The organism is Pseudonocardia sp. (assembly GCF_025465255.1).
Taxonomy (GTDB): Bacteria; Actinomycetota; Actinomycetes; order Mycobacteriales; family Pseudonocardiaceae; genus Pseudonocardia.
In genome coordinates, this window is the sequence record NZ_JAODNI010000066.1 from 1 (window position 1) to 12,600 (window position 12,600).

At 70.9% G+C, this 12,600-nt stretch carries 13 protein-coding genes; 6 read left to right on the plus strand and 7 right to left on the minus strand.

Translation table 11 applies throughout. The features are described 5' to 3' along the window. The 6 genes from JWP64_RS06660 to JWP64_RS06685 form a co-directional block, all read left to right on the plus strand. On the plus strand, positions 1-849 hold an 849-nt coding region (locus tag JWP64_RS06660), incomplete at its 5' end, for a phosphodiester glycosidase family protein (protein WP_297493598.1). Further along, the gene (locus tag JWP64_RS06665; RefSeq protein ID WP_297493600.1) at positions 846-1,634 is read left to right on the plus strand and encodes a phosphatase PAP2 family protein; all 789 of its coding nucleotides are present in this window, start codon (positions 846-848) and stop codon (positions 1,632-1,634) included. The genes JWP64_RS06660 and JWP64_RS06665, both read left to right, overlap by 4 nt. Further along, entirely contained in the window at positions 1,631-2,239 is a 609-nt protein-coding gene (locus tag JWP64_RS06670) for a DedA family protein (protein WP_297493602.1), read from the plus strand. Before JWP64_RS06665 ends, JWP64_RS06670 begins: the two co-directional genes overlap by 4 nt. 55 nt (positions 2,240-2,294) lie before the next feature. Next, positions 2,295-3,617, plus strand: a complete 1,323-nt coding sequence (locus JWP64_RS06675) for an alpha/beta hydrolase-fold protein (protein WP_297493604.1) — start codon at positions 2,295-2,297, stop codon at positions 3,615-3,617. Continuing rightward, positions 3,614-6,130, plus strand: a complete 2,517-nt coding sequence (locus JWP64_RS06680) for a bifunctional lysylphosphatidylglycerol flippase/synthetase MprF (protein WP_297493607.1) — start codon at positions 3,614-3,616, stop codon at positions 6,128-6,130. Before JWP64_RS06675 ends, JWP64_RS06680 begins: the two co-directional genes overlap by 4 nt. Positions 6,131-6,379: 249 nt before the next feature. Continuing rightward, positions 6,380-7,270 carry an alkaline phosphatase family protein gene (locus JWP64_RS06685; RefSeq protein WP_297493609.1) on the plus strand — a complete coding sequence of 297 codons (891 nt, stop codon included), beginning with the start codon at positions 6,380-6,382 and terminating at the stop codon, positions 7,268-7,270. 125 nt (positions 7,271-7,395) lie between these two features. Here the strand turns inward: JWP64_RS06685 and JWP64_RS06690 are convergent, their stop codons facing one another. The 7 genes from JWP64_RS06690 to JWP64_RS06720 form a co-directional block, all read right to left on the minus strand. Next, entirely contained in the window at positions 7,396-7,941 is a 546-nt protein-coding gene (locus tag JWP64_RS06690; RefSeq protein ID WP_297493611.1) for a manganese efflux pump, read from the minus strand. A 168-nt stretch (positions 7,942-8,109) separates the two neighbouring features. Next, positions 8,110-9,192 carry a pyrroloquinoline quinone biosynthesis protein PqqE gene (pqqE, locus tag JWP64_RS06695; RefSeq protein ID WP_297493621.1) on the minus strand — a complete coding sequence of 361 codons (1,083 nt, stop codon included), beginning with the start codon at positions 9,190-9,192 and terminating at the stop codon, positions 8,110-8,112. Further along, positions 9,185-9,484 carry a pyrroloquinoline quinone biosynthesis peptide chaperone PqqD gene (pqqD, locus tag JWP64_RS06700; protein WP_297493623.1) on the minus strand — a complete coding sequence of 100 codons (300 nt, stop codon included), beginning with the start codon at positions 9,482-9,484 and terminating at the stop codon, positions 9,185-9,187. The genes pqqE and pqqD overlap by 8 nt, the downstream gene beginning before the upstream one ends. Before the next feature lie 5 nt (positions 9,485-9,489). Then, positions 9,490-10,176 (minus strand): pyrroloquinoline-quinone synthase PqqC, encoded by a 687-nt coding sequence (gene pqqC, locus JWP64_RS06705; protein ID WP_297493613.1) that lies wholly within the window; start codon positions 10,174-10,176, stop codon positions 9,490-9,492. Between the two features lie 7 nt (positions 10,177-10,183). Then, the gene (gene pqqB / locus JWP64_RS06710) at positions 10,184-11,077 is read right to left on the minus strand and encodes a pyrroloquinoline quinone biosynthesis protein PqqB (RefSeq protein ID WP_297493615.1); all 894 of its coding nucleotides are present in this window, start codon (positions 11,075-11,077) and stop codon (positions 10,184-10,186) included. A gap of 63 nt (positions 11,078-11,140) precedes the next feature. Then, positions 11,141-11,236 carry a pyrroloquinoline quinone precursor peptide PqqA gene (pqqA, locus tag JWP64_RS06715; RefSeq protein ID WP_297493617.1) on the minus strand — a complete coding sequence of 32 codons (96 nt, stop codon included), beginning with the start codon at positions 11,234-11,236 and terminating at the stop codon, positions 11,141-11,143. Positions 11,237-11,283: 47 nt separating this feature from the next. Next, the coding region (locus JWP64_RS06720) for a PQQ-dependent dehydrogenase, methanol/ethanol family (protein WP_297493619.1) at positions 11,284-12,600 on the minus strand (1,317 nt) is incomplete at its 5' end.

Sequence of the window (12,600 nt, forward strand, 5' to 3'; positions counted from 1 at the left end):
GCCGCCGCCCCGGCCGCCGCCGCGCCCGCGCCGCTCGGCACCCTGTCCGGCACCGCGGCGCTGCCCGGCGAGGGCGTCTGGCAGGCCGGACCGACCGTCGCCGGCGGCACCCCGGGTCTCTACACCACGTTCATCCGGCCCGACGCCGGCCACGCGAGCGTGGTCGCCGGGGTCGCGCGCTTCGACCAGAACGTCGTCGGCGCCCATCTGATCGCCGGTACCAGGGAACCGTCGGGGCTCGGCTGGCCCGAGGGCGGGAAGGTCCCGGTCGCCCTGCGGGCCGGGCTCGTCGCCACCTTCAACTCCGGCTTCAAGATGAAGGACGCCAACGGTGGGTTCCTGGCCGACGGCCGCACGGCCGTCAGCCTCCGTGACGGGGCCGCCTCGATGGTCATCGACAGGACCGGACGCGTCACCATCGGCCAGTGGGGCCGCGACGTCACGAACGGGCCCGACGTCGCCGCCGTCCGGCAGAACCTCGCGCTGATCATCGAGAACGGCAAGGTGGTGCCCGGACTCGACATCAACTCCGGCAACAGCTGGGGTTCGGCCGCGAGCCAGCTGCAGTACACGTGGCGGTCCGGCGTCGGCATCGACACGAACGGCAACCTGATCTACGTCGGCGGCGACCAGCTGAACCTCAGCTCGCTGGCCGCTGCACTCTCCCAAGCCGGCGCCGTCACCGCGATGGAGCTCGACATCCACGGCGGCATGGTCGACCTGTTCTCCTACGCCCACGACGGGACCGGGCAGCTCGCCGGAACCCCGCTCCTCCCGACGATGTCCGGGGCGGCCAACCGCTACCTGGTCCCCGACCAGCGCGACTTCTTCGCGATCACCGCCCGATGACCGTCGCGGATGTCCAGCAATGGGTGGGCGTGGGGGCGATGGGCGTCTGGCTGATCGCCACGATCGTCGTCGTCCGGACCGCGTGGAGTGCCGGACGACGGCCACCGCTCGGGATACTGATCGGGAGCGGCGTGGGCGCGGGGCTGTTCGCCGCCTACGGCGGGATCGTCGACGCCGTCGCGGACCCCGGCCCCTCGGCCGCCCTGGACGTCCCCGTCCTGCACTGGATGGTCGGGCACCGCTCCGCGCCCGCGAACGCCGTCATGATCCAGGTCAGCGATCTCGGGGGGACCCTCGGCATGACGGTCCTCACCGCACTCGGCGCCGCCGTCCTGCTGTGGCGACGGCGGATCCCGGACGCGGTCGTCGTCCTCGTGGCCGGCGCCGGCGCCGGCGTCCTGGTGAGCGGGTTCAAGAACCTCAACGCCCGCCTGCGTCCGCCCGTCGCGACCCAGCTGGTGGCCGAGCAGACCTTCGCGTTGCCGTCGGGGCACGCGCTGACCTCGACCGTCGTCGTCGGGATCCTCGCCGTGGTGGCGGCCGGGATGATCCGCTCGACGGCGGCGCGCCTCGGCGTGGGCGCCGTCGCGGCGGCTGTGATCCTCGCGATCGGGGTCAGCAGGCTCTACCTCGGTGTGCACTGGCTGACCGACGTCCTGGCCGGGTGGCTGCTCGGCGGTGCCTGGCTCGCCCTGTGCCTCACGGCGCTCACCGCGGTCCGGACACGCCGGGCGGCCCGGGTTCCCGAGCAGGCCGCACCGGCGGAACCGGGGGTGCTCTCGTGATCCTCAGCACCCTCATGGGCTGGGGCGCCGCCCTCGGACCCTGGTTCTACCTCGTCGCCGGACTCGCGGTCTTCGCCGAGGCCGGCGTGCTCGCCGGGGTCGTGGTCCCCGGGGAGACGGCACTGCTCGTCGCGGGCCTGGCGGCCCAGCACGGCTGGATCAGCCTGCCGTGGATGATCGTGATCGCCTTCGTGGCGGCGGTCCTCGGGGACAGCACCGGCTACGAGGTCGGGCGCCGGTGGGGCCCCGCGCTCCGCAGGTCCCGCCTCGGCGACCGGATCGGGGTGCGCCGGTGGGACTCCGCCCAGGACTTCCTGCGTCGCCACGGCCCCGCGGCGGTGCTGCTCGGCCGGTTCACCGCCCTTCTCCGGGCGCTCACCCCGGGGATGGCCGGGATGGTCGCGATGCCGTACTGGCGGAGGTTCCTGCCGTGGAACGTCGCCGGCGCGGCCGTCTGGGCACCCGCCTGCGTCCTGCTCGGGTTCGCCTTCTCCGCGTCGCTCGCCACCGTGGGCGGTTACCTCACCTACGGCCCGCTCGTCGTCCTCGTCCTCGTCGTGATCGGCCTCGTGGCCGCGCGGACGAGGCGGCGGATCCACTCCTAGTCGTGCTCACCGTCGGTTCCTCCCGGACGGCGCCCGGTCTGCGAAGGTATGAGACATGTCCGTTCTCGGCTGGTCGACGCTGACCGGGCCGCTACCGGTCGTGCTGATCATCCTGGCGCTGACCGGGCTGGTCGTGCTGCTCCTGCGCCCCGACCGGTGGTGGTGGAGCCGGGTGGTCCCGGTCTGCGCGGTCGCGGCGGCGGCCCTGACCACGGCCCTCGTGCTGGTCGTCGACCGGGTGTGGCGCCCCTTCCCGGACCGGCTGCCCCTGGTCGTGGACGTGGCCACCGGGGTGGGCGTCCTCGGGATCGTGCTCCTGGCGGCCCGGTTGAGCACGTCTCGCCGGGAGCACCGACGGGCACGGCTACTGGCGGTGCCCGCCCTCACCGCCGCGACGCTCGCCGTCGTGCTCGGAGCAGTCTCCGCCGTCAACCAGTACTACGGATCCTTCCCCACGGTCGGGGCCGCCTTCGGCGCGGCCCTGCCGAACCAGGTCGCGCTCGGCGCGGTGCCGGCCGATGTCCCCCTCGTCACGGAGCAGTCGGGAACACCTTTGAGCGCCACCTGGAACCCCGCCACGCCCGCCCCGGCGCACGGCTCCGTCACCGAGACCGCGGTGCCCGGTACCCGCTCCGGCTTCGCCGCCCGCCCGGCCTGGATCTACCTCCCGCCCGCCTACCTGATGGCCCCGCGCGCACAGCTCCCCGTGCTCGTCCTCGTGTCCGGACAGCCGGGGTCACCGCGGGACTGGTTCGACGGCGGTCGGCTCGCCGAGCGCCTGGACGCGTTCGCCGCCGCGCACCGCGGCCTGGCCCCGGTCGTGGTCGTCCCGGACGACCTCGGAAGGACGACGGCGAACCCGCTCTGCATGGACTCGCGCCTCGGGAACGTCGGCACCTACCTGGACGTGGACGTGCCGGCCTGGATCCGCACGCACCTGCAAGTGGCCACGTCGTCGCGGGCCTGGGCCGTGGGCGGCTACTCCAACGGCGGCACCTGCGCGCTGCAGACATCGCTGCGTTCGCCCCAGGTCTACCCGACCTTCCTCGACATCTCCGGCCAGGACGAACCGACGCTGGGCAGCCGGGCCGCGACCGTGCAGGCCACCTTCGGCGGGGATGCGGCCGCGTTCGCCGCGGTGAACCCACTCGACGAGCTGACGGCGCGGCCAGCTCCGCGGATCGGGGGCATGCTCGTCGCCGGCACCGCCGACAAGCAGTACCGGCCCCAGGCCGAACGGGTGCAGGCCGCGCTCGTCGCCGCGGATGTCCCGAGTGTCTACCGGCTGCTCCCCGGGGGTCATACTTGGGCGGTGTGGGGCGCGGGGCTCGACGTCGGCCTGCCGTGGCTCGCGGCCCGGACCGGGCTCACACCGTGACCGCGCAGGCGTGGGGCCGCCGGATCCGCCGGGCCCCGGTCACGATCATCCTCGTGGCCGCCCTCTGGCTCCTCGGTGCGGTGTCGGGGTCGCTGCTGCACGGCCCGTCGACGACGCTGCTCCCGGCCGTCGGGGTCGGGCTCGGACCACTGGGACAGGCGCACTGGTGGGTGCCGTTGACCTCGCCCCTGTGGGCCTCGGGGCTCGTCGCCTACCTGATGTCGACCGTCGTGGTCCTGCTGGCACTGCCACAGGCCGAACGCCTGCTCGGCAGGCGCCGCACGGCGGCGGTGATGCTGATCGTGACCGTCGTCGGATCGGTCGCGGGGCTCGGGATCGTGCGGCTGCTGGCGCTGGCCCGCGGGCAGTGGGCCGCGCAGATCGCGGCGTCCGTCGCGGTCGGTCCCGGAGCGGTGGTGCTGGGCACCCTCCTCGCAGCCTCGGCGGCGATGCCGGTGCTGTGGCGCCGCCGGGTGCGGCTCGTGCTCGTCGTCGCCCTGCTGATGATGGCGCTGTACTCGGGTCTGCTGCCGGACATGCTGCGGCTGGTGTCCGGCCTGGTCGGGCTCGCGGTAGGCGCTGTGGCGGTGCGTCCCGGGCGAACCGGGCGCAGATCGGCCTCCCGTCCGGAGACCCGGATCCTGATGGCCCTGGTCGTCGCGGCCTCGGCGGTGGGCCCGCTGATCGCCGCGGTCGCCCAGACCCGGATCGGGCCGCTGTCCGTGCTGCGCTTCGTCTTCGCGTCCCCACCTCCGGACGCCGCGACCGTGCTCCAGCTCTGTGCCTCCGGCACGGCCGAGGAGTGCACGGAACTGCAGGCCCGACTTCGCCTGTCCGGGATCGGTCCGGCGGTCTACTCGGTCATCCCCGTCCTGTTGCTGCTCGTCACCGCGGAAGGCCTGCGCCGGGGCCGTCGGGCTGCGTGGATCGTCGGCATCGCCCTCAACGTCGTCCTCGGCGCGCTGGGGTTGTTCATGGCGGCGCAGACGGCGGTCGTCCCGGCGGACCAGCGGATCGTCCTCGGCGCGGGAACACACGTGCACGGGTGGCTCACCCTCGCGTTGCCCGCACTTCAGCCCCTCGTGGTCGCCGCGGTGCTGGCCACGAGACGGAAGGCCTTCGGGGTTCGCGCGGCGCCGGGAGCCCATCGCCGGTGGGGCTTGCGCATCGTGGCCGTGACAGTCGCCGCGTCGCTCGTCTACATCGCCGGTGGCGTCCTGGTGCGGGACCAGTTCGACCGGCCGCCGACCTTGGGCGCCCTGTTCCTGGATCTCCCCCTGCGCTTCCTCCCGCCCGGCTACCTCGGGGAGGTCGACGCGGCCTTCCTGCCGGCCGGCCGGGCCGCCACCCTGCTCTACGAGTGGTGCGGGCTCCTCGTGTGGGTCGTCGTGGGCGCCGCCGGGCTGTCCACGTTCGCCCGGACCACGGTTCCCGGGCCGGGCACCGACCTCGCCCGGGTGCGCCGGCTGCTCGCCGGGACGAGCGGCTCGTCGCTCGCGCACATGGTGACCTGGCCGGGCCACTCCTACTGGTTCCTTCGCGCCGAGGACGGCACCGACCGGGCCGCGATCGGCTACCGGGTGATCGGTGGGATCGCCCTGACCACCGGCGATCCCGTCGGTGATCCGGCGGAGCACGAGGAGGCCGTCCGGGGTTTCGCGGGCTTCTGCTACGACCAGGGCTGGACCCCGTGCCTGTACTCCGTGGGCGAGGACGTCGCCGACCTCACGACCGGGCTCGGCTGGAGCACGGTGCAGGTGGCCGAGGAGACCGTGCTCCCGCTCGCGGCGCTGACCTTCACGGGCAAGAAGTGGCAGGACGTCCGGACCGCCCTCAACCGGGCGGCGAAGGCCGACATCCGCGCCGAGTGGACGACCTACCACGACGCGTCGCTGGCGGTGACCGAGCAGATCCGGGAGATCTCCGAGGAGTGGGTCGCGGACAAGGGGCTCCCGGAGATGGGCTTCACCCTCGGCGGCCTGGACGAGCTCGACGACGATCAGGTCGGGCTCATGATCGCGATCGACGCCGCGGGCCGGGTGCACGGCGTGACGAGCTGGCTCCCGGTGTACCGGGACGGGGTTCTCGTGGGCCGCACCCTGGACTTCATGCGACGCCGGTCGGACGGCTTCCGGGGGGCCGCGGAGTTCCTGATCGCCTCGGCCGCGCTCCGGTCGAAGGAGGAGGGTGTGGAGGCCCTGTCGCTGTCCGGTGCCCCGCTCGCCCGGCTGGATCGCGGCGACGCGGGTCCCGGTTTGCAGCGGCTGCTCGACGTCGTCGGGCGGGCGCTCGAGCCCGTCTACGGCTTCCGCTCGCTGCTCGCGTTCAAGGCGAAGTTCCAGCCGGAGTACCGGCCCTGGTTCATGACCTGTCCCGACCCGGCGGCGCTGCCCGCGATCGGCACGGCGATCGGCCGGGCCTATCTCCCCGATCTGACCGCCGGCCAGGTGGCCCGGCTCGGCGGACGCCTGCTGGCGCCCGCGGAACGTCCGCCGGCGCGGACGTCCGTGTGAGGGGCTTCAGCCGGGGCCGGGCAGGTGTGTGCGGCGGGGGCGGCGGACACCGGCGTCGGCGGTGACGTCAGCACGCGGGCCAGGGTTCTTGGCGTCGTCACAGGGTCGACCGGCTACACATCACCCAGCGCACGGACACTCCAGCTCGGACGCTGCCCGGGAGCACGTAGCCAGTCACCCACGCGGAGCGGAGACCGAATGCCGAATCCACTGTTCCGGACCAGGCCCGACTCTGCCGGGAGCCCCCGGATGAGCCGACGCCGGACCATCCGCCTGGCCGCAGCCGCCGCCTGCCTCATCGCGGCGGTGTCCGGATGTTCGATCTCCGGAACCCCCGTGACGGCGGCCGCTCCGGCAGGCTCGGCGACAGCGGACGGCGGCCTTCCGCGTCCGGACCACGTGGTGATCGTCATGCTCGAGAACAAGGACGAGGCGGACGTCAGGCGCGAGGCGCCCTACCTCCGTTCGTTGGCGCAGACCGGGTCCGTATTCACGGACATGCACGCGGAGACCCATCCGAGCCAGCCCAACTACATCGCGCTGTTCTCAGGCGACACGCAGGGAATCCACGACAACGACTGCCCCCACACGATCGACGCGCCGAACCTCGCGAGCGAGCTCACCGCCGCCGGCTTCACCTTCACCGGGTACGCCGAGGACCTTCCCGAGGCCGGCTACACCGGTTGCGAAGCCGGCGACTATGCCCGCAAGCACAGCCCGTGGACCAACTTCTCCGACGTTCCCGCCTCGGCCAACCAGCCGCTCTCCGCGATGCCCACCGACTACACCCGACTGCCCACCGTCTCGTTCGTGATCCCGAACCTGTGCCACGACATGCACGACTGCTCCATCGGCGAGGGCGACAGGTGGCTCCGCGAGAACATCGACGGCTACGCGCAATGGACCCGGACCCACAACAGCCTGCTGATCGTGTCCTTCGACGAGTCCGACGTGCCGGACGACAACGACAACCAGATCAGCACGATCGCCGTCGGGCAGATGGTCGGGCAGGGGACCTACGACGAGCGCGCGGACCATTACGACATCCTCCGCACCCTCGAGGACATGTACAGCCTTCCGGCCCTCGGTCACAGCGCCGATGCTGCTCCGTTGACGGCGCTCTTCCGCTCCGGCACCTGACCCGTGGGATCGGCGTCCGAGCCACGCGAGAGCCGGCACGTCCCGCGTGGAGCGGAACGCCCGCGCTGTGCGAACTGCTCGCGCTCGACCTCACCGGTTGCGGCGGAGCTCGCCGGGCCCTGGGTCTAGAAGACGTTCTCGGCTTCCAGCACCAGCACGACGGCCATGAGGACGAGCGCTATGCCGCTCAGGAGATCGGAGCGCATTCGGATCAGGCTTGCGGCGGCTCGCCCCAGGTGCAACCCGACGAACGTCATCAAGGCCGTGATGGCAGCGAAGACCGCTGCCGAGAGCACCGGGGAGAACCCGATCAATCCCAAGCTCGTACCGGCGAGCAAGTTGTCGAAGCTCAGCGAGAGAGGGATACCGAAGAGCATCCATGGATGGTCGATCTCCTCCGGAGCCGCGGGCCGTAAAGAGCGGACGAGGAGATACACACCGTATACGCCCAACACTGCCGGCCCTACATAGTCCGCGATCGGGCCGATCGCCTGGCCGAAGTAACGTCCGAGCACAACGCCGGCCAGCGGCGCGAGGCCATCCCAGAGCCCGAACGTCAGGGCGACCTGGACGGCACGGCGACGACTGAACGGAATCGTCCCGAGCGCGATCGACGCCCGGAAGTTGTCCAGGCCTAGGGTGAATCCGAGGATGAGAAGCTCGGGGATCATGTGACCACCGATTGCGGCAACGGAGTTCCGCTCGCCTGTCGGCAGGCTTCTCGACGGTCTTCTCCCCTCGTCATCAGCACCCTCCAGCCCGAGGTTTCCTGATCGAATCCGTTGGGGGTTTCGTGGCCCCTCGCCTCGGCCCCGGGTCGGCGTCGTCGAACCGACGGGTCAGGCCCGATGTGGACGAGGGACGAGCACTTCTTCACCTGGCCTGGTCCCCTCGTTGGCAGCCCGCACCGTCTCGGCCACGATCCCGTGGTCCGGCGACAGATGGCAGACCGGATCAGTGCGGGCGGCGTCGCCCGTGAGCTCGAACGCCTGACAACGGCACCCGCCGAAATCGATCTCACGGCGGTCGCAGCTCCGGCACGGATCCGGCATCCAGTCCGTGCCACGGAAACGCTGGAATAGCGGCGATTCCGTCCAGATCCGGGTCAAGGAGTCGTCGCGCACACTCGCGCGCGGGAGGGGAAGCGCGTGCGCCGCGGGACAGGGCAGGACATCGCCGTTGGGCGCCACGGTGAGCTGTCGCTTCCCCCACCCACCCATGCAGGGCTTGGGGTAGCGGCTGTAGTAGTCGGGGAGGACGTAGATGACGTCCATCCGTCCCTCCAGGCGTTTGCGCGCGGCGCGCACGACCGCCTCCGCACGCCCGAGCTGTGCCTCGCTGGGCAGGAGCGTGTCGCGGTTGCGCAACGCCCAGCCGTAGTACTGCGTGTTGGCCAACTCGACACGGTCGGCCTCCAACTCCTCGGCCAGGCCGAGGATGTCGGCGATCACGTCGATGTTCTGCCGGTGGAGGACGACGTTCACCGTGAGCGGCCAGCCCAGCTCCTTCACGACGTGTGCCGCCTCGATCTTGCGCTGGAAGGACGGAGTGCCGGCGATCCGATCCGAGGCGACCGGCTCGTCGGCCTGGATGCTGATCTGGACGTGATCGAGGCCGGCCGCTCTGAGCTCCTCCGCGCGGCGCCGGGACAGTCCGATCGCGCTCGTGACGAGGTTCGTGTACAGGCCCAGCTCACTGGCACTCTGCACGATCTCCACCAGATCACGGCGCAGGAGTGGCTCACCGCCCGACAGGTGGCATTGCAGGACGCCCAGCTCCTGGGCCTCGACCAGCACCCGTCGCCACTCCGCCGTGGCCAGTTCGTCGCGGTAGTCGGCGAGGTTGAGCGGGTTGGAGCAGTACGCACAGGACAGGGGGCAGCTGTAGGTGAGCTCGGCCAACAATCCGAAGGGTCTATCCATCGCTGATCTCCACGCACCTCTTGGCGACGAGACGGGCGAGGAAATGTTGCACCTCGTCGTCGACCACACGGTTGTAGCGACCGTGCAGCTCCTCCTCGATCTCGGTCACCGTCCGCTGCCCGTCGCACAGGCCGAGGATGTCCGCGCCCGTGCGGTTCAGGACCACGACGGATTCCGGCTGCAGCAGCACGTGTTGCTCACGCGCCCGGTCGAACGTCAACCGGACATGGCGCGCGAGCCTGGGACGGCTCGACGCCGGCACCGATGTCGTCATTCCTGGCTCGACCCCCATCGCGATCACTCGGGATAGGCCCGGTCGATGGCGTCCATCATGCTCCAGAGCACCTCGCATTTGAACGACAGCGCCGCCACGGCGCGTGCCCGCTCCTCAGCCGAACGGCAGTGCTCGGTCACCACCTGCAAGGCGTGTTCGGAGTCGCGGGGAGCCTGCTCCAGGCGGGCCCGGAAGTACGTGAGGCCGTCCGGGTCGATCCAGGGATAGCAGCGCTCGAACGCGAGGAGGCGCTCCGACATCAGGTCCGGCGCGAAGAGTTCGGTCAACGACGACGCCACCGCCTCCACCCACGGCCGGGTGCGGGCGAACGTGACATAGGCGTCGACGGCGAACCGTACGCCGGGGACGAGGTGTCGTCCGTCGCGCACCTCGTCGCGGGTCAGCCCCACCGCCTCGCCCAGGCGCAGCCACGCTTCGATGCCGCCTTGCCCGTTCGCCGTGCCGTCGTGGTCGACGATGCGGCGGATCCACCTGCGTCGCACCTCGAGGTCGGGACAGTTGGCGAGGATCGCGGCGTCCTTACGGGGGATGTTCTCCTGGTAGTAGAAGCGGTTGGCAACCCACCCCCGGATCTGCCGGCGGCTCAGCCGGCCGTCGTTCATCCTGAGATGAAAGGGGTGCTGGTCGTGGTAACGCTGCGACTGCGAGCGCAGCGCGTCGACGAAGCTGTCTGTCCGTGTCGACGTCATCGCTGCTCTAGACCCGTACCTCGAGCCCGTCCATGGCCACTTCCATTCCACGCTCCTCGACGAGACGCCGCTCCGGCGCGTCCTCCAGCAGGATCGGATTGGTGTTGTTCATGTGAACGTAAATCCTCCGCTCGATGGGCAGCGACGAGAGTTGTTCGAGGCTGCCGCCGGGGCCGTCGATCGGCAGGTGCCCCATCTCGCGGGCCGTCTTGCCGGCCAGGCCGAGCCGGATCAACTCGTCGTCGCGCCAACAGGTGCCGTCGACGAGCAGGCACGCGCAGTCGTCCAGCTGCTCGCGCACTGCTGGGGTGAGCTCCTGCACGCCCGGCAGGTACACCGCCGCACGGCCGCTGCGCTCATCGGTCAGGCGGTAGCCCACGACCCGTCCCTCCTCCCTCACGCGTCCGAAGCGTGTCCGCTTGGTCGTGGGGACGTCGAAGGACCGGTACGACAGGCCGTCTCCCAAGGACACGTCGGCTCCCGGAACGACAGGTCGCCAGTGCACCGGGCAGTAGCGTCCGAGCGTCCTGAGCAACGCCGTCCCCTGGCACAACGTCTCGTGCACCGCGGGGGTGGCGTGGAGCTCGAGTGCGCGCCCCTCGCGCAACAACAGCAGGCCGAGCGTGTGGTCGAGCTCGGCGTCGGTGAGCAGCACCGCTTCCAGCGGCGTCGCTCTGCCGTCGCGCGGATGCAGCGCGGGGAAGGCCTCGATCTGCGCACGGATGTCGGGGGACGCGTTGAGCAGGAACCATCGCCGGCGGTCGGCGCTCACCGCGAGCGACGACTGCGTGCGGGGGCGGCAGGGCCGGGAGCCCTCGCGTACCGCACGGCATGTCGGGCAACTGCAGTTCCATTGCGGAAAGCCGCCGCCTGCTGCCGCTCCGAGCACCCGCAGCCACACCCTGGCACTCCGTCCCGGACGGTGGAGGCGCCGGACCCTCGTCCGGCGCCTCCCCACGTCCCGCTAGTCCTCCATCCGGGCGACGTACATCGTCACCTCGGGCGCGACTCCGATCTCGTCGAACTCCGGCGTCTCCCATACGGCGAGCTGAGACTCCATGGATTCACCTCCTCTCTGCCAGATTCCGGCAGGCTCCCGTTACGGCACTACGACGATTCCGGGAGGGCGAAGACGATCAGCGCGCTTCCGTGGCCGGCCCCGAGCATTCCCGGTAGGAACCCCTCGGACCAAGCGCCCCATCCGACCGGCACCGCGATGTACTGCCGTCCGTCGACAATGTAGGTCGTCGGGCTGCTGTGGTGGCCGCTTCCGCATTGGAACTGCCACAGCTGCTCCCCCGTGCGGGCGTCGAGCGCGTTGAACTCACCTGAGGGTTCACCGGCGAACACCAGGTCGCCCCCCGTGGCCAGCACCGAGGCGCACATCGGAAGCTCGTTGCGCCAGCGCCACTTCTCCTCGCCCGTGGCATCGAACGCGCTGATGGACCCGGTCATGTCCTCGATGTCCACCTGAACGCCCGCGCCCCAGTACGGGATGCTCTCCTTGAACTCCCGGCGCCGCCGGGTCGCCGTTGCCCCGACATCCTGGACCGGGACGTAGAAGAGCTCGGTCTTCGGGCTGTAGGCCGCATGGGTCCATTCCTTGGCGCCGGCCGGCCCTGGGTAGAAGTGGACCGGTTCTCCCTCCTTGTCGGGGTATACCTTGGCCGTCACCTGGCCGTCCCTCGTGATCGCTCCCCAGGTGATTCGGTCCACGAAGGGGGTGATCTGGACCAACTCACCGTTCGTGCGATCGAGGACGAAGAAGTAGCCGTTCTTGTCGAAGTGCCCGAGCAGTTTGCGCCCGTCCGACTCGAACAGGATGCACTCCGCGATGCTGTCGTAGTCCCACAAGTCGTGTGGGGTGCACTGGTAGTGCCAGCGAATCTGGCCGGCGTCAACGTCCACGGCGATGATGCTGTCGGTGTAGAGGTTGTCGCCTTCCCGGACCTCGCCGTCGAAGTCGGGCGCCGGGTTGCCGGTGCCCACGTACAGCAGGTTCGTCTCCGGGTCGAACGTGCCGGTGAGCCAGCAGTTCGCGCCGCCCCGCGCCCAGGCCTCGCCGTCGGCGGGCCAGGTCTCGGAGCCGGGCTCCCCGGGCTTCGGCACCGTGTAGCAGCGCCAGGCGTGCTCTCCGGTCTCCAGATCGAACGCGTCCAAGTGGCCGCGCACCCCGAACTCCCCGCCAGAGCTCCCGACGATGACCAGGTTCTTCACCACCAGTGGAGCGACCGTGGCGCTCTCCCCGGCCCGCACGTCCCCATAGGTCTTGTCCCAGACCCGCTTGCCGGTAGTGGCGTCGAGCGCGAGCACGTGGGCGTTCGCCGTGACGTAGAAAACCTTCCCCTGAGCCACCGCGACCCCACGGTTCTCGTTCCCGCAGCACAATGACACGTCGTAGGGGATCTCGTTCTTGTACCGCCA